Origin of the sequence: Loktanella fryxellensis (assembly GCF_900110065.1) — a bacterium.
In the GTDB taxonomy this organism is placed as follows: domain Bacteria; phylum Pseudomonadota; class Alphaproteobacteria; order Rhodobacterales; family Rhodobacteraceae; genus Loktanella; species Loktanella fryxellensis.
This window is the reverse complement of record NZ_FOCI01000002.1, coordinates 123294-139035: the sequence shown is the minus strand read 5'-3', so window position 1 is coordinate 139035 and position 15742 is coordinate 123294. Positions and strand designations below refer to the sequence as shown.

The window sequence follows — 15742 nt, the reverse complement described above, 5'->3', positions numbered from 1 at the left end:
GTCTCCGTCACGGGCACTGCATCAACCTAAAGCCACGCGGGCGCGGGGGAAATGGTTGCAGACAGCCTGCGTGCGGATCTGTCGCAGAGATCAGTTCCACGCCAGCGGCGTCAGCACCTGTTGTGCGCCGGTCTGCACGCCCATGAACCCGTCGCCGTTCCTGTCCAGATAGAAGACGCGCCCCGGATAGCTCTCGCGCACCACGTACTGCCCGTTTTCCAGCGTCAGCGTTCCGGCAAAGCGCGGATCGCCCGCCGCACAGACCGCCCGTCCATCCTGACACGGGACAAGGCGATAGGTCTGGATCACGCGCAGGGGATCGGGGTCCTTCACCAGCACCGCCACGGACTGACCATCGGCGAAGGGCGTGTCGAAGAACGCATCCGCGATCGCCCGCCCGGTCACGGGCACGCCCGGCGCGATATCCGCGGCACAGGCCGACAGGGCGATCAGGGCGGCTGCGATCAGGGGCTTGTGCATGGGTCGGTCCTTCGGCTGATGGCGTCAGTCTTGGCCGCTGGCCCGCTGCGGCGCAAGGGGCAATGGCGCGGCAGGATCGGGCGCCACATCGGCGAAGTCGAAGTTGTCGAGCCGGTCCGCCCGCTTGCCCGCACGGCTCGCCGCCGTCAGTACGCCTGCCACATCCTCGCCCGCCTGCCGCAGGTGGGTCTCCAGCTTGCCCGCCTTTTCGGTGATGATCTCCACGTCGCGGTGCAACTGGCGCAGGGCGGTGCGGATCGCGCCCGCCTGTTCGCGCATTCGCGCATCTTTCAGGATCGCACGCATGGTGTTCAGCGTCGCCATGCAGGTCGTGGGCGACACGATCCACACACGGGCGTCGAAACCTGCGCGCACCACCTCCGGCAGGCGGGCGTGGAGTTCGGCATAGACCGCCTCCGACGGCAGGAACATGATCGCGCCGTCAGCCGTCTCGCCCTCGATGATATACCGCTCCGAGATGTCGCGGATGTGCTTGCGCACGGCATAGGCCAAGGCCCGCAGCGCCTGTGTCTGCGCCTCCCGCGTCTCGGCGGCGGCGAGGGCTTCGTAGGCCTCCAGCGGGAACTTGGCGTCGATGACGATGGGGCCCGGCGGGTTCGGCAGATGCACGAGGCAGTCGGCGCGTTTGCCGTTCGACAGGGTATGCTGCAGGGTGAAGCTGTCGGCGGGCAGCGCCTTGGCCACGATGTCGGTCAGCTGGATCTCACCGAACAGACCGCGGCGCTGCTTGTTCGACAGGATGTCCTGCAGGGACAGCACGTCGCCGGACAGCTTCTCGATATTGGTCTGTGCCCGGTCGATGGTGGCCAGGCGTTCCTGTAACTGGATCAGTTGTTTGGACGCCTTCTCGGCGGTCCCCGTGAGAGTTTCGGTCATGCCGGCCTGCACTTCGGCCAGACGGCGTTCCATCGTCGCCAGCACCTGCACCTGCGCGGTCGTCTGCGCATCGGCCACTGTGCGGATGTTGGCGGCCAGCTGCGTCTGCCCCGCGCCCAATGCCTGCATGTAATCGGCCAGTTGCGCCATCTGCGGGGTCAGGTCCGGCTGTCCGCGACCGGCTCGCCACAGCAGGACCAGCATCAGCAGGACAAACGCCGCCACACCCAACACCAGCGGATCGGTCAGCGACAGGGTCACGTCGCCCAACCGGATCATGTGCGGCCGAACAGCCGGTCGATGTCGGCCAGCGACAGCGTGACCGATGTGGGTCGCCCGTGGTTGCACTGGCCGGACAGGGGCGTGGCCTCCATCCGGCGCAGCAGCGCGTTCATTTCCGGCCCCGACATGCGGCGGCCCGTGCGGACCGACCCGTGGCAGGCGACCCGGCTGAGCACTGCGTCGATGCGGGCGCGCAAGGGTGCCGTGTCGCCGCCATCCGTCAGCGCGTCCAGCACGTCCAGGATCAGCCGCCGCGCATCCACGGTGCCGAGGATCGCCGGCGTCTCGCGCACCGCGATGGCCCCGCCGCCGAATGGTTCGATGGTCAGCCCAAGCAGCGCCAGATCGTCCGCCACGCCCAGCAGCAGGTCGGCGTCGGTGGGCGACAGGGTGACGATCTCGGGGATCAGCAGCGCCTGCCCCGCGATGCGGCCAGCAGCCATCTGGTCTTTCAATGCCTCGTAGACCAGCCGTTCGTGGGCCGCGTGGGCGTCCACGATCACCAGACCCGTAGCGGTCTGCGACAGGATGTAGTTCTCGTGAAGTTGCGCGCGGGCCGCACCGAGGGGGAGCGCCTCATCCTCTGGTGCCGCAGGCGCCTCGATCCGGGCCGCGTGGGTTTCGGCAAAGCCGGACTGGAACGTCATCGACGCGGCTGTGAACCGCTGCGGTCGCGCCGTGTGGTCCATCTGATAGACGCGCGGTGCGTCGGCCGGGACCATGGCCGCAAGCGTGGCGTGACCCACGGTCGTGGCGCTGCGGTGCCCCGCACCCGCCAGCGCGTGACGGATGCCGGACACGATCAGGCCGCGCACACAGGCAGGATCGCGAAAGCGCACCTCGGACTTCGCCGGATGCACGTTCACGTCCACCAGCGTGGGGTCGCAATCGACGAACAGGCAGGCGACCGGGTGGCGGTCGCGCGACATCACGTCCATATAGGCGGCCCGCAGCGCGCCCAGCAGCATCCGGTCGCGCACGGGCCGCCCGTTGACGTTCAGGTATTGCGCGACGGCGGCCCCCTTGGAAAAGGTCGGCAGGGCGGCAAAGCCCGTCAGGTGGAACCCGTCCCGTTCAGCGTCCAGCGCCAGCGCGTTGTCGGCGAAATCGCGGCCCAGCACCGTGCGCAACCGGCCGCCCAGCGCGTCGAACATGTGGCCGGTTTCCGCATCGGCGCGGAACAGGGTCCGTTCATCCCCGCCCGTCGTGTCGCGCAGGATCATGGTGACGAAGGGTTCGGCCATCGCCAGCCTGCGGACCACATCGACGACCGCCTGCGTCTCTGCCCGGTCGGTGCGCAGGAATTTCAGCCGTGCGGGCGTGGCATAGAACAGGTCCGCAAGATCGACCTGCGTGCCCCGCGCAAGGGCTGCGGGTTTCACCGGCCCCATCGTGCCGCCCGTCACCTGAATGGTCTCAGCCGTATCGCCCGCCGCCCGGCTGGTGATCGTCAGACGACCGACAGCACCAAGCGACGGCAACGCTTCGCCCCGGAAGCCGAAGGAGTGGATGTTCAGCAGATCGGTGCCGTCGATCTTGGACGTGGCGTGCCGCGACAGGGCCAGCGGCAGGTCGGTGGCGGCGATGCCGCAGCCGTCGTCCACCACGCGGATCAGGGTCTTGCCGCCGTCGGCGATGGTCACCTCGATCCGGGTCGCCCCGGCGTCGATGCTGTTTTCCACCAGCTCTTTCACCGCGGATGCGGGGCGTTCGACCACCTCGCCCGCCGCGATGCGGTTGATCGCCGCCTCGTCCAGCTGGCGGATCACCGGGCGCTGCGTCGAATCGCGGCCTATCTGGGGAGCGGTCATCGTCATGCCACTAGGGATAGCATATCCACCCGCCGCGATACGAGGGGATATGCGGAGTCAGTCGGCGGCAGGTGCCGCCTCGGTCGGCGCCGCATCCGCAGGTGCGGTTTCGGGCGCTGGCGCAGCGTCCTGTGGCAGCACGCCCCCCGGCGCGGGATCGCCGGTCAGCCCCTCGGGCTGGCCCACTACCACGAACCGCAGATCGTCGGGACGCAGCAACTCACGGGCGACGCGGTTCACGTCGTCCAGCGTCACGGCGTTCAGCTGCGCATTGCGGTCCACGACATAGCTGGGCGGCAGGTCGATCACCTGCATCCCCACGAGGATCGTGGCGATGGACGCATTCCCGTCGAAGCGCAGCGGATAGGCCCCGGTGAGGTAGGTCTTCACCCGGTCCAGCTCCTCCTGCGTCATGCCGTCGGTCGCCATGCGGGCCCATTCGGCGCGGATCACGTCGATCGCCTCGGCCATCGTGGAATTGCTCGACCCCAGCTGCCCCAGAATCAGCTCTCCATAGAACTGCGGGACGAGGAACGTGCTGATGCCATAGGTCAGACCGCGTTCCTCGCGCACCTCCTGCATCAGGCGCGATTCGAACCCGCCTGCGCCCAGCGCTTCGTTCAGGATATAGGCGGCCATGTAGTCGGGGTCGTCGCGGGTGATGCCGCGATGCCCGAACAACGCCACCGACTGCGGCGTGTCATAGGGGATCACCGTGACACCCCCCGTCAGGGCGTAATCCGCATCATCCGGCAGCGGCACGGTCGCGGCGGGCAGGTCGCCCAGCAGATCGTCCAGCAGCGCGCCCAGATCCTCGGGCGTGATGTCGCCCACAGCACCCACGTAAACGCGGTCGCGGGTCAGCGTCGCCCGATGCGCCACAACGATGTCGTCGCGGGTCAGGGCGGTCACACTCTCGACCGTGCCCGACAGCGACGCGCCATAGGGATGATCGCCGAAGGCCGCAGCATCCAGCGCGCGGCTGGCAATATCGCCGGGGGATTTTTCGTCGCTGGCGATATTGGCCAGCACCTGCGCACGCACCCGGTCGACGGCGTCCTGATCAAACCGGGGTGCCACCAGCGCGGAGCGCAGCAGCGCCACCGCCTCGTCACGGTTCTCGGTCAGCATCTGGGCGCTGATCGCCACCATGTCGTCGTCGGCATCGAACCCGTAACTCGCCGCCAACTCCTCGCGCCGCGTCTGAAAGGCCTGTGCCGTCAGGTCGTCGGCGCCTTCCTCCAGCAGAGCCATCATCAGGTTGGTGGCCCCGCGCTTGCCCGGCGCATCCAGTGCCGCGCCACCGACGATGCGGATTTCCAGCGCGGTGAAGGGGATGTTGTGATCCTCCACCAGCCACGCCTCGATCCCGCCGGGCGAGGTGACTTCCTCGATTTCGACGGCGGCATGGGCGGTGCCTGCGACCAGTGTCAGGCAAAGGGTGAGGATACGGATCATTGCGCTTGCTCCGGGTTGGCCACGACCCAGCCGGTCACGGATTGGTTCAGGTCGAACACCAGTTCGGCCGCCGCTTTCACGTCCTCGGCTGTCACCTCCTGCAGGACCTGCGGCCATGCCTCCACGTCCGCGATGGTCAGACCTTGGGTCAGGGCCGCGCCATAGCGTTGCGCACGGCCCTGCACGTCGTCGAGGGCGTAGATTTCCTGCGCGTTCAACTGCGTGCGAATCCGCTCCATCGCGGCGGGGTCGATGTCGGCGGCCATGAAATCGGCGATCACCTTGTCCATCGCGGCCTCCCCCTCGGACAGGGTGACACCGGCAGCAGGCACGATCGACACGCCAAAGGTCGTGGAATCAAGGCTGTCGCCACTGTAACCCGCACTGGTGTAAACCGCGGTCTGCGTGTCGAACTGCAATGCCTGCCCGAGGGCGGAGGTGAAGGACGACCCGCCCAGCAGTTCCGCCAGATAGACCAGCGCCGCCGCCGTATCCTGATCGCCCGCATCGCGTTCGGGCGCGAGGTAGCTGCGCACCACATACGGCTGGCTGACGCGCGGGTCGGTATAGGTAATGCGGCGCGGCGCGATCTGCGGCGGCTCTGCCGGGCGCAGGCGTTCGGGCAGATCCTCCTCGCGCGGGATCGTGCCATAGTATTCGGCAGCCAGCGCCATCACGGCATCGGGCTGCACGTCGCCCGCCACGATCAGGACGGCGTTGTTCGGAGAGTAATGGATGTCGTAGAACGACAGCGCATCCTGCAGGCTAAGCTCCTCCATCTCGTGCTTCCAGCCGATGATCGGCACGCCGTAACGGTGGTTCTGGTATTGCGCGGCCATGAACTGTTCGCGGGCCAACGCGCCGGGATTGTTCTCGGTCCGCTGGTTGCGTTCTTCGAGGATCACGTTGCGCTCGGTCGCGATGTCGCCTTCGCCGATCGCGAGGTTTTCCATCCGGTCGCTTTCCATCTGCATCATCAGCGGCAGACGGTCGGCGGCGACGCGCTGGAAATAGGCGGTGTAGTCATAGCTGGTAAAGGCGTTGTCGGACCCGCCGTTGGCCGCCACGGTGGAAGAGAACTCTCCCGGTGCCAGCGTGTCGGTGCCCTTGAACAGCAGGTGTTCGAGGAAGTGCGCCACGCCCGACTGTCCCACGGGTTCGTCGGCGGACCCGGCGCGATACCAGACCATCTGCACGGCGACGGCGGCGCGATGATCCTCGATCACCACGACCTCCATCCCGTTGTCGAGGGTGAAGGTCGTCACATCCTCGCCGATGGTCTGCGGGGCCGACACGGTGACGGTGGTGTCGTCAAAGATGAAGGTCTGTTCACCCGACGATTGCGCGGACAGGGGGTGGGCGGCCAGCAGCAGGGCTGGGACGGCGAGGATGCGTATCATGGAAACCCTGTAGCTGGTGCGCGTTGCCGGAAACCTAGAGGTTCACCGCACGACTGCAATCGGCCATACGGGCTTGTGACCGCGACGGATCAGCCGCCCGTGCCGTTCAGGGCGGCGATGGCCTGTGCGCGGGGATTGGGGTCGGCCGGGTTGGTGCCGCCGGGCGTCGGCACCGGCAGCGCATTGGTGGCCGGATAGATCAGGGGCCGGGCGGTCTGCACCGCGAATTCGTCGGGTCCGCTGTCGCCGGCGGACCGGTTGCCACACCCTGCAAGGGCCGCACAGGCCGCAAGGCCGATCATAATCCGCTGCATCGTAGCCCCTTTTCGCATCATGTTCGCGCCGTTCTAGCGCAGGTGGCGCACCGCGTCACGCCCGCTTGGGTTTCGATGCCGGCGGGCGGCCGTCTGGCAGGAACGCAAGGCCCAGGGCGCCGGCAAAGATCGCCACGTCGGCCACGTTGAACGCATAGGGATTGTCGAACCCGTACCACGACATGTTGATGAAGTCCGCGACCGCACCATACAGCACCCGGTCCACCACATTGCCCAGCGCCCCGCCGATCAGCAACCCCGCCGCGATGTGGATCTTGGGTGTGCCGCCCGTCCGCTGCAGCCAGACCAGCACGGCGACCGAAATCGCGAGTGCGATGCCGATCAGGACCCAGCGCATGTCGAACCCAGCACCGAGGCCGAAGTTCACACCCCGGTTCCATGCCATCTGGAACGTCAGGAACGGCGGCACCACGTCGATCTGCTGGCGCGTGATCAGGTCCAACTGATGAACGACGATGTATTTCGTCGCCTGATCCAGCAGGAACGTCCAGAATCCCGCCCAGAAGATCAACCGCATCCCCGTTCCCCTCAATGCCGAAAGTGGCGCATGCCGGTAAAGACCATCGCGATGCCCGCGTCATCGGCTGCGGCGATCACTTCGGCGTCACGCATCGACCCACCGGGCTGGATGACACAGGTGGCCCCTGCGGCCGCCGCCTCCATCAAGCCGTCGGCAAAGGGAAAGAACGCATCCGACGCGACCGCCGAACCGATGGTCAGCGGCTGCGGCAATCCCGTGGCATCGGCCATGCGCTCGGCCTTCTTCGCGGCGATCAGGGCGCTGTCGAGGCGGCTCATCTGGCCCGCGCCGACGCCCACGGTGGCCCCGTCGCGGACATAGACGATGGCGTTCGATTTCACGTGCTTGGCCACGGTCCATGCGAACCGCAGATCGGCCATCTGCGCGTCCGTGGGCTGCACCTTCGTCACCACGCGCAGGTCGGCGGCGGGGACGTGGCCGGTGTCCTTGTCCTGCACCAGCATGCCCCCTGCGACCTGACGGTAGGTCAGTTGGGCAGCTTGCGGATCGGGCAGGCCGTCGGTGGTCAGCAGGCGCAGGTTCTTCTTGGCCGCGAACACCGCGCGGGCGGCGTCGGAGGCACCGGGCGCGATTACGACCTCGGTAAAGATCTCGGCGATGGCCTGCGCGGTTTCCTCGTCCAACGCGACATTCATCGCCACGATTCCGCCGAAGGCCGACGTGCGGTCGCAGTCGAAGGCTTTGCGGTAAGCCTCCAGCAGGGTGGCGCCACGGGCCACGCCGCAGGGGTTGGCGTGCTTGATGATCGCCACGGCGGGGCCGTCGGCGGGATCGAACTCGGCCACCAGCTCGAACGCGGCGTCAGTGTCGTTGATGTTGTTGTAGGACAATTCCTTGCCCTGATGCTGCACGGCGGTTGCCACGCCGGGCCGCCCGCTGCCGTCCGCATAGAAGCTGGCGGTCTGATGCGGGTTTTCGCCATAGCGCATGGTCTGCCGCAGCTCTCCGGCAAAGGCGCGGCGGCGTGGCGTCGCCTGACCGATGGCCTGCGCCATCCACGTGCTGACGGCAGCGTCGTAGGCGGCGGTGCGCCCGTAGGCCGCCTGCGCCAGCCGCTGCCGGAAGGCGAGCGTGGTCTGGCCGTCGTGGGCGTCGAGTTCTGCCAGCAGGGCGTCGTAATCCCCCACGTCGACGATGGTGCTGACATAGGCGTGATTCTTGGACGCGGCGCGGATCATCGCGGGGCCGCCGATGTCGATGTTCTCGATGCAGGTGTCGTAATCGCCGCCCGCCGCCACCGTCGCCTCGAACGGATAGAGGTTCACGACCAGCAGGTCGATGCCTGCGATCCCGTGATCCTGCATCGCCTGTCGGTGGCCCGCATCGTCGCGCAGGGCCAGCAAGCCACCATGGACCATCGGGTGCAGGGTCTTGACGCGACCGTCCATCATCTCGGGGAATCCCGTGACCTCGGCCACGTCCGTCACCGGCAGGCCCGCGTCGCGCAGCGCCTTTGCGGTGCCGCCCGTGGACAGCAGGACAACGTCGCGGGCGACCAGCGCGCGGCCAAGGTCGATCAGGCCGGTCTTGTCGGAAACGCTCAGAAGCGCGCGGCGCAGCGGTTGCAGGTCGGTCATGTTGGGTCCCCGGTCACAGTGTCATCGTCGTCCGCCTCTCGGACCGGGCTCAGGTCACGCACCACGTCGGGGGTGTCCTGCGCCTTGGCCAGCGACCAGCGGATGCGCGTCGCATAGGCCATCGCGACACCGGATAAAACCACCTGTCGTGCGGCACGCGGCTTCAACCGCCCGGATTCGAGGTAAACCGACGGCTCCAGCGTCAGATCGGCGTGCCCGTCGTGGCGCAGCACCCAGATTTCGCCCGATTGCAGCGCCATCGACACCGCGGACCCGCCCAGATCAACGGTGGCGTCCACATCGGGGTGCAGATGGAACCGGATCGCATAGGGCACGCCCTGCCGAAACGTCGCCTCGAACGCCGCGTCGAACAGCGCCTTGTCGCCCACATCCAGCGTGGTCAGCAGATCTTCACCGCTGAGGCCCCGCCCGTCGAGGGTCAGTTCCAGCGTGCGCGCATGGGTCAGACCGTGGGTCGGGCGAAAGCCGTCGTGCGACAGCTCGGCCCGGCGGCCATCGTCCAGATGCGTGACGATGCCGTTCACCACGTCGGGCAGATCGACCAGCAATTCCTGTGCGATACCACCCGTGGTCACGGCAGGGGCCAGGCGCGACGACGAATAGCCGCCGATTCCCAGCGTCGAGTGGCTCGGCGTGGCCCGCCCCGCCCTGCGCCAGTCGGCACCGAAGGTGACGCCGGACCCGCAGTTCACGATCAGCGGGCGGCGACCCGACGTCATCTCGAACGCGAGGGTCGACGCGTGGGCGTGGGCGGCGGCGGCCCCTTCCGGCGGGCGGGCGGCGTCGGCGATCAGCGTGGTGCGCCCTGCGCTCAACCGCGCGAACCCCATGCACAGCGTGTCGGTGACGCTGCGGCGGGGCGTGGGACCGCCCAGCGACAGGGCGTGGTCCAGCCGCCCGTCGGCACCGCGCCCGCCACCGTGGAACCGCGCCAGCCCGCCGTCCGCATGGCGCAGCGCCCGCAGGGTCGGGCCGATGCGCGCGATCGCAGCGGTCAGCGCGGGCGGCACCGGGCGGTCGCTGGCGGCGATGGCCCCGCGCGCCCAGTGCAGCAGGGTCAGGATGTCCAGCAACTCCTCCGGGTTGCGGGTCGGGATACCGCCGTCCGGGCCGATCTGGCGGGCGCAATCGGCGGCAAGCGCGGCGATGGCGGGGGCGGTCATGCGGTCCATCCCCTGCAGCGACAGCCCCGCATAGATCAGGCCGGCCAGCGCCTCGAACCGGGCAAGGCCCGGTCCGGTCGCCCGCCAGCGGCGCGACAGGAACAGGGTCTGCTGCGCCAATGAGCGGAACAGGCGTTCCTGTGCCGCCTTGTCCTGACCGCGCAGCAAGAAGATCCCGTGCGAGATCCAGCGGATCAGCCGCCGCCCCGTCAGATCCGGCGTCCAGCCCGGCCCGTGGCCCGCACCGAAGGCGTCGATCCATTCGCCGACCCACGCCTGCGCCGCATGCCGTGCGCGCGTGTCGCCCACGGCGGCCAGATCGTCGAGCCAGCCGAAGCCGTGCAGTTCGAAGTCCACCTGCGCCCGGTCGCCCAAAGCCTGCCAGATCGACCCGCCGGGCGCGGTGGTCAGGACGCCTGCGAACAGGAAGTTGCCCGCCAGCAATTGCCGCCCGCGGGCGAAATGACCGATGCCGCGCGGTTCGGGCTGCGACACGAATCCGGTTGCCAAGGCCTTCCGCGCCGCCCAGCGCGCATGCACGCGGTGCATGAAGGCCCGGTTGCGGGCACGCCATGGGACGGTCTCGGCCAAACTGCTGCCTCTGCGTTGCGGTGTCGCATTCTTGTTGGGCCGCAGGGTAACGCGGTGCAGCGGGCCTGTCACGCGGGCTTTGTCAGTACCGCCATGTAGAAGCCATCCATGCCGCCGATGTCGGCCCAGTAATCCGGGCGCAGGCGCAGTCCGCCTTCGGGCGTGATCCAGTCCGGGTCGATGCCGGGACGGTCGAGCGCCGCACGGTCGACGGTCAGGTCCGGATGGCGGGCCAGCGCTTCCTCGATCTGCACCTCGCCCTCGTCCGGCAGCAAGGAGCAGGTGCAGAACACCAGCCGCCCGCCGGGATGCAGCAGCGTCAGCGCATGGTCGATCAGCGCGCCCTGCTGGTCGATCAGACCGCCGAACTCGGCCCCGTCCTTGCCATAGGGCAGGTCCGGGTGGCGGCGCATGGTACCGGTGGCACTGCAGGGCGCGTCAAGCAGCACGGCGTCCCATGCGCCGGTGACGTCGAAGGCATCGGCAACCTCTGTGATCGCATTCAGCCCGATGCGGGTCAGGTTCTGCGCCACCCGCGCCATGCGGGAGGGGGAGGAATCCACGGCCGTGACCTCTGCCCCCCGCGCCGCGAGTTGCATCGTCTTGCCACCCGGTGCGGCGCACAGGTCCAGCACGCGCAGGCCCGTCACATCGCCCAGCAGTTGCACCGGCAGCGCCGCCGCCGCGTCCTGCACCCACCAGTCGCCGGCCTCGTACCCCGGCAGCGCCGTCACCTGCCCCGCGTCCCCGATGCGCACCGAACCGGTCGGCAGGACGGTGCCGCCAACGGCGGCGGCGACAGCCTGCGCATCACCCTTGGGTGTCAGGTCCAGCGGCGGGGTGGTGGCCTGCACGGCCTCCATCGCCGCGACGTCGGCGCGGCCCCAGGCGGCCACCAGCGGCTGGCGCAGCCAGCCCGGCAGCAGCGGCGCAGGCATCTTGTCCCAAGCCTCGGGGCCAAGGTCGGCCACATTGCGCAGCACCGCGTTCACGAGGCCCTTCAGCCGCGCGGTATGGTGGTTGCGCCCGACGATCTCGACATAGGAATTCACCACGCCGTAGGCGGCAGCGCCCTGCACGATCTCCAGCGTACCAAGGCGCAGGGCGTTGCGGACGTAGAGCGGCGGTTCCTTGGCCAGAAACGGCTTCAGCATCCGGTCGGCCCGGTCGAGCATGCGCAACGTCTCGGTCGCCAGACGCTGGGCGCGGGCGCGGTCGTCGGGGGCCAGATGGTCCAGCGCACCGCCGCCCAGCAGTTCCGACATCAGGCGGCCGTCGTCGATCACCTCTTGCAGCAGGTGATGCGCGGCGCGGCGCGGGGCAAGGCCCATCTGGTCGCCATTCTTGCTGTCGCCGGTCTGATTCATGACGAAACCCTTTGCGGTGGCGGCCCCTTGTTCAGGGTCTGGTGCGGCGTATATCACAGCCACACCCCCGGCAAGGAGGACAGACCCATGACCGATGACAGGGCCACACAGGTGGCAGACCTGCCCGCCGCCGCCCAGCGCGCGCTGGCCGAGGCGGAAGCCCGCCGCAACGCCGCCAAGCGGCCCGATCTGCCACCCGAACTGGGCGGGCGCGACGGGCCGGAACCGGTGCGCTATGGCGACTGGGAAAACAAGGGGCTGGCCATCGACTTCTGACCGTGCCGCGGCGCGTGGTCAGCGCAGGCGCAGCGCCGCCGACCGGCCCGCGCCCTGATCGGTGGTAAAGCGCACCAGATCGCCGTTCTGTTCGACAAGCTGGCAGTTGTAGGGAATCTCGTCCCCGCCCCAGTCCATCGTGCGGCAAAAGAAACCGTCCTGCCACGCCCACGTGCCGGTGACGGGCCAGCCGACCGCATCGCCATTGATCTGGCCGTCGGGCGTCACGCTCAGCGCGATGTCGAATACCGCGTGGGTCAGCGTGCCCTGCGCCATCAGCGCCAGAAACGCATCCTGATCGGTGACGCGGGCGTAACCCTGCGCGGTGGCCGCGACGGGCAGCAGGCCCAGCGCAATGGCAAGAACGACGTGACGCATGATCCGCACCTCCCTGGATGGGAGGGGAGTTAAGTGCGCACCGCCCAGCGTCAAGTCAGGGAGTTCAGATCCCCAGCACGTCCAGCATGTCGTATTCGCCCGGATCGCGGTCCTGCCCCCACAACGCAGCGCGCAGCGCCCCGCGCACGAAGACGCTGCGGTCGGTGGCGACATGTCGCAGGGTGATCCGCTCGCCATCGGCGGCGAAGATCACGTCGTGTTCGCCGACGATGTCGCCGCCACGGATCGCGGCAAAGCCGATGTCGCCGCGCCGCCGTGCGCCCGTCATACCGTCGCGGCCCGCGTCGCGCACCTCGTTCAACACCACGCCACGCCCCGCCGCCGCCGCCTCGCCCAGCATCAAGGCGGTGCCGGAGGGGGCGTCCACCTTGTGGCGGTGGTGCGCCTCGACGATCTCGATGTCGTAATCCGCATCCAGCGCCGCCGCGACACGCTGGGTCATCTGCATCAGCAGGTTCAGGCCGAGGCTCATGTTGCCGGCGCGCACGATCACCGCATGGTGGGCGGCGCGGGAAATTGCCGCCAAATCCACCTCCGACAGGCCCGTGGTGCCGATCACATGCACCGCGCGGGCCTGTGCGGCCAGCGCCGCGAAACCCACCGTGGCGGCGGGGGCGGTGAAATCGACGACAGCCTGCGCCCGGGCAAAGGCCGCGACGGGGTCGTCGGTGACGGTCACGCCGATGGCGGCACCGCCCATCGCCGTGCCCACGTCCTGCCCGACCCAAGGGTGGCCCTCACGTTCCAGCGCCGCCACAAGATGGCAGACCTCCGACGCGTGGATCGCCCGCACCAGCATCTGCCCCATGCGACCGGATGCCCCCGTCACAACGATTCCCGGTCCTGCCGCCATATCCGCCCCCACACTCGTGTTGCCGCCATCGTGATACTGCCCGCAGGGGCCTTGCGAAACCCCATGCTTGGAAATGCCGCCCCGCGGGGGTAAGGGGGGGCATGGCAAAGACATCATCCTCCGGGGGCGGCGCCCCCAACCAACGCCAGCTGCGGCTGGGCGAACTGATCCGCCGGCGGTTGTCGGAACTGCTGCAACGGGGCGAGATCCACGATCCCGACCTGTCGCGCATGATGATCACAGTGGGCGAAGTGCGCTGTTCCCCGGACCTGAGCGTGGCGACCGCGTTCATCCTGCCGCTGGGCGGCAACGACAAGGACGCCGCCTTGCTGGCCCTGCGCAAATCCCGCCACGAGATCCGGCGCGAGGTCGCCAAGGTGCTGACCATCAAGTTCGCCCCCGAAATCCGCTTCGAGCTCGATGACACCTTCGATCGCATGGACGCGACCCGCGCCCTGTTCGAGAAACCCGACGTCAAGGCCGATCTGGCCGCACCGGACCGCAGCGACGACGACGAGGTCGCGCGGGACGAACAGGCATGAGGCGGCTTGCGGCGCAGTGCGCGCCTCTGCTGCTGGCGCTGGGCGTGGCCGGTCCCGCCGGGGCCGTGACCTGCCAGAACGTGACGTTCGATGGCGCGCGGTTCACCGCCTGCACCGTCGATGCCACGACGGAGGATCTGCGACTGTTCCACCGCGACGCCACCGGCACCGTGCTGGGCGGCTGGAATACCCTGCAACGCACGGTGGCTCCGAACACACTCGCCTTCGCGATGAACGCCGGCATGTATCACGAGGATCGCCGCGCCGTCGGCCTCTATATCGAAGACGGTGTGGAGGCGGCACCGCTGGTGACGCGCGAAGGGCCGGGCAACTTCGGCCTGCTGCCCAACGGCGTGTTCTGCCTGACCGACACCACCGCCCGCGTGATCGAGACGCTGAGCTATGCCGACACCCGCCCCGCCTGCCGGGACGCCACGCAGTCGGGGCCGATGCTGGTGATCGGCGGGCAGCTGCACCCCCGCTTTCTGCCCGACAGCGACTCGCTTTACGTCCGCAACGGCGTCGGCACGAGCGCGGACGGGACCACGGCGGTCTTCGTCATCTCGGACGATCCGGTGAACTTCCATCTGTTCGCGCGGTTCTTTCGGGACGGGCTGGGGCTGCCGGATGCGCTGTTCCTCGACGGGTCGATCAGCCGCCTCTATGCGCCCACTTTGAACCGGGCGGATTTCGGGTTCGCGCCGCTGGGGCCACTGGTGGGCGTCGTCCAATAGCTTGACGCGCGGCACCGCACCCCCTAGCAGGCGCGTTCACCTTTCGACGGAGAGCCTCATGGGTCGGCGCAAATCGGGACGCAACATTTCGGGCTGGCTGATCGTGGACAAACCCGCGGGCCTGACCAGCACGACCGTCGTCAACAAGGTGCGCTGGGCGCTGGGCGCCAACAAGGCGGGTCATGCGGGCACGCTCGATCCCGACGCGACCGGCGTGCTGGCGATTGCGCTGGGCGAGGCGACGAAGACCGTCCCCTTCATCACCGATGCGCTGAAGGCCTATACCTTCACCATACGCTTCGGTCAGGCGACCAACACCGACGATGCGGAAGGCGAGGTGATCGCCACCAGCGACACGCGCCCCACCGACGATCAGATCAAGGCCGCGCTGGGTCGGTTCGTCGGCAACATCCAGCAGGTGCCGCCGCAGTTTTCCGCAGTCAAGATCGACGGAGAGCGCGCCTACAAACGCGCCCGCGACGGCGAGACGATGGACATCGCCGCCCGACCGCTGTGGGTCGAAAGCCTGCTGCTGGACGACCGCCCCGACGCCGACCATGCGGTGCTGGAGATGGTCTGCGGCAAGGGCGGCTACGTGCGGTCCATCGCCCGCGACTTGGGGGCGGCGCTGGGCTGCCACGCCCATGTGCGGCAGTTGCGGCGGATCTGGTCCGGCCCCTTCCGGGCCGAGGATGCGCTGACGCTGGACGCGATCGAGGCCATCGCGCGGACGCCCGCGCTCGACGACCATCTGCAGCCGCTGGAGGTGGGTCTGGCCGACCTGCCGATGGTCACCTGCCCCACCGCCAGCCTGACACCCCTGCGCCACGGCAACGCGGCGACGGTGATCGCCAGCGGCATCGACTATGGGTCCGAGGTGTGGGCCGCCCATCAGGGCCGCGCCGTCGCCGTCGGCCGCCTGATGGGCAGCGAATTGCATCCCAGCCGCGTGTTCGTGGACTGAACTTCCGCGTGACAGAGGACCTGCCGTCGCTAGGGTAAGGGCGTCGCCACG

General features: G+C 68.7%; 16 protein-coding genes. 4 read left to right on the top strand and 12 right to left on the bottom strand.

What is annotated here, in order from left to right; all coding sequences use genetic code 11:
• Nucleotides 1-90: 90 nt before the first annotated feature.
• The 10 genes from BMX16_RS03055 to BMX16_RS03010 form a co-directional block, all read right to left on the bottom strand.
• Nucleotides 91-480 carry a hypothetical protein gene (locus tag BMX16_RS03055; protein WP_089898589.1) on the bottom strand — a complete coding sequence of 130 codons (390 nt, stop codon included), beginning with the start codon at nt 478-480 and terminating at the stop codon, nt 91-93.
• A 24-nt stretch (nt 481-504) separates the two neighbouring features.
• A complete protein-coding gene (locus BMX16_RS03050) occupies nt 505-1656 on the bottom strand; it encodes a DNA recombination protein RmuC (protein ID WP_089898587.1) in 1152 nt (383 codons plus the stop codon).
• Nucleotides 1653-3476, bottom strand: a complete 1824-nt coding sequence (mutL, locus tag BMX16_RS03045; RefSeq protein ID WP_425433995.1) for a DNA mismatch repair endonuclease MutL — start codon at nt 3474-3476, stop codon at nt 1653-1655. The genes BMX16_RS03050 and mutL overlap by 4 nt, the downstream gene beginning before the upstream one ends.
• A gap of 51 nt (nt 3477-3527) precedes the next feature.
• Complete coding sequence (locus tag BMX16_RS03040; protein WP_089898583.1) at nt 3528-4928, bottom strand: M16 family metallopeptidase; 1401 nt, start codon at nt 4926-4928, stop codon at nt 3528-3530.
• Nucleotides 4925-6328, bottom strand: a complete 1404-nt coding sequence (locus tag BMX16_RS03035; RefSeq protein ID WP_089898580.1) for a M16 family metallopeptidase — start codon at nt 6326-6328, stop codon at nt 4925-4927. The genes BMX16_RS03040 and BMX16_RS03035 overlap by 4 nt, the downstream gene beginning before the upstream one ends.
• A gap of 89 nt (nt 6329-6417) precedes the next feature.
• Nucleotides 6418-6642: a DUF3035 domain-containing protein gene (locus BMX16_RS03030; RefSeq protein ID WP_177174554.1), complete on the bottom strand. Its 225-nt coding sequence runs from the start codon at nt 6640-6642 to the stop codon at nt 6418-6420.
• Between the two features lie 55 nt (nt 6643-6697).
• Nucleotides 6698-7180: a signal peptidase II gene (lspA, locus tag BMX16_RS03025; RefSeq protein WP_089898576.1), complete on the bottom strand. Its 483-nt coding sequence runs from the start codon at nt 7178-7180 to the stop codon at nt 6698-6700.
• Between the two features lie 11 nt (nt 7181-7191).
• Nucleotides 7192-8781, bottom strand: coding sequence for a bifunctional phosphoribosylaminoimidazolecarboxamide formyltransferase/IMP cyclohydrolase (gene purH / locus BMX16_RS03020; protein ID WP_089898574.1), 1590 nt, complete (start codon nt 8779-8781; stop codon nt 7192-7194).
• Complete coding sequence (locus BMX16_RS03015; protein ID WP_089898715.1) at nt 8778-10514, bottom strand: heparinase II/III family protein; 1737 nt, start codon at nt 10512-10514, stop codon at nt 8778-8780. The genes purH and BMX16_RS03015 overlap by 4 nt, the downstream gene beginning before the upstream one ends.
• A 110-nt stretch (nt 10515-10624) precedes the next feature.
• Nucleotides 10625-11923, bottom strand: a complete 1299-nt coding sequence (locus BMX16_RS03010) for an RsmB/NOP family class I SAM-dependent RNA methyltransferase (RefSeq protein WP_089898573.1) — start codon at nt 11921-11923, stop codon at nt 10625-10627.
• 87 nt (nt 11924-12010) lie between these two features.
• On the opposite strand from BMX16_RS03010, the gene BMX16_RS03005 reads away from it, so the two are divergent.
• On the top strand, nt 12011-12199 hold the full coding sequence (locus BMX16_RS03005; RefSeq protein WP_089898571.1) for a DUF1674 domain-containing protein: 189 nt from the start codon (nt 12011-12013) through the stop codon (nt 12197-12199).
• An 18-nt stretch (nt 12200-12217) separates the two neighbouring features.
• Here the strand turns inward: BMX16_RS03005 and BMX16_RS03000 are convergent, their stop codons facing one another.
• Together BMX16_RS03000 and dapB are read right to left on the bottom strand one after the other, a co-directional pair.
• Nucleotides 12218-12577 carry a dihydrodipicolinate reductase gene (locus tag BMX16_RS03000; protein ID WP_089898569.1) on the bottom strand — a complete coding sequence of 120 codons (360 nt, stop codon included), beginning with the start codon at nt 12575-12577 and terminating at the stop codon, nt 12218-12220.
• 64 nt (nt 12578-12641) lie between these two features.
• Nucleotides 12642-13451 carry a 4-hydroxy-tetrahydrodipicolinate reductase gene (gene dapB, locus BMX16_RS02995; RefSeq protein ID WP_089898567.1) on the bottom strand — a complete coding sequence of 270 codons (810 nt, stop codon included), beginning with the start codon at nt 13449-13451 and terminating at the stop codon, nt 12642-12644.
• A gap of 101 nt (nt 13452-13552) precedes the next feature.
• Here dapB and rbfA point away from each other — a divergent pair, with 101 nt between their 5' ends.
• Genes rbfA through truB form a run of 3 tightly spaced genes read left to right on the top strand, consistent with a single transcriptional unit; the run spans nt 13553 to nt 15691 of the window.
• A complete protein-coding gene (gene rbfA, locus BMX16_RS02990; RefSeq protein ID WP_089898565.1) occupies nt 13553-13993 on the top strand; it encodes a 30S ribosome-binding factor RbfA in 441 nt (146 codons plus the stop codon).
• Entirely contained in the window at nt 13990-14727 is a 738-nt protein-coding gene (locus BMX16_RS02985) for a phosphodiester glycosidase family protein (protein ID WP_089898563.1), read from the top strand. The genes rbfA and BMX16_RS02985 overlap by 4 nt, the downstream gene beginning before the upstream one ends.
• A gap of 58 nt (nt 14728-14785) precedes the next feature.
• A complete protein-coding gene (gene truB, locus BMX16_RS02980) occupies nt 14786-15691 on the top strand; it encodes a tRNA pseudouridine(55) synthase TruB (protein WP_089898561.1) in 906 nt (301 codons plus the stop codon).
• Nucleotides 15692-15742 lie beyond the last annotated feature (51 nt).

Bases quoted from the DNA above. Each gene is read 5' to 3' on its own strand.
- BMX16_RS03055 (WP_089898589.1), bottom strand. From the start codon at position 480: ATGCACAAGCCCCTGATCGCAGCCGCCCTGATCGCCCTGTCGGCCTGT.
- BMX16_RS03050 (WP_089898587.1), bottom strand. From the start codon at position 1,656: ATGATCCGGTTGGGCGACGTGACCCTGTCGCTGACCGATCCGCTGGTG.
- mutL (WP_425433995.1), bottom strand. From the start codon at position 3,476: ATGACGATGACCGCTCCCCAGATAGGCCGCGATTCGACGCAGCGCCCG.
- BMX16_RS03040 (WP_089898583.1), bottom strand. From the start codon at position 4,928: ATGATCCGTATCCTCACCCTTTGCCTGACACTGGTCGCAGGCACCGCC.
- BMX16_RS03035 (WP_089898580.1), bottom strand. From the start codon at position 6,328: ATGATACGCATCCTCGCCGTCCCAGCCCTGCTGCTGGCCGCCCACCCC.
- BMX16_RS03030 (WP_177174554.1), bottom strand. From the start codon at position 6,642: ATGCAGCGGATTATGATCGGCCTTGCGGCCTGTGCGGCCCTTGCAGGG.
- lspA (WP_089898576.1), bottom strand. From the start codon at position 7,180: ATGCGGTTGATCTTCTGGGCGGGATTCTGGACGTTCCTGCTGGATCAG.
- purH (WP_089898574.1), bottom strand. From the start codon at position 8,781: ATGACCGACCTGCAACCGCTGCGCCGCGCGCTTCTGAGCGTTTCCGAC.
- BMX16_RS03015 (WP_089898715.1), bottom strand. From the start codon at position 10,514: ATGCACCGCGTGCATGCGCGCTGGGCGGCGCGGAAGGCCTTGGCAACC.
- BMX16_RS03010 (WP_089898573.1), bottom strand. From the start codon at position 11,923: ATGAATCAGACCGGCGACAGCAAGAATGGCGACCAGATGGGCCTTGCC.
- BMX16_RS03005 (WP_089898571.1), top strand. From the start codon at position 12,011: ATGACCGATGACAGGGCCACACAGGTGGCAGACCTGCCCGCCGCCGCC.
- BMX16_RS03000 (WP_089898569.1), bottom strand. From the start codon at position 12,577: ATGCGTCACGTCGTTCTTGCCATTGCGCTGGGCCTGCTGCCCGTCGCG.
- dapB (WP_089898567.1), bottom strand. From the start codon at position 13,451: ATGGCGGCAGGACCGGGAATCGTTGTGACGGGGGCATCCGGTCGCATG.
- rbfA (WP_089898565.1), top strand. From the start codon at position 13,553: ATGGCAAAGACATCATCCTCCGGGGGCGGCGCCCCCAACCAACGCCAG.
- BMX16_RS02985 (WP_089898563.1), top strand. From the start codon at position 13,990: ATGAGGCGGCTTGCGGCGCAGTGCGCGCCTCTGCTGCTGGCGCTGGGC.
- truB (WP_089898561.1), top strand. From the start codon at position 14,786: ATGGGTCGGCGCAAATCGGGACGCAACATTTCGGGCTGGCTGATCGTG.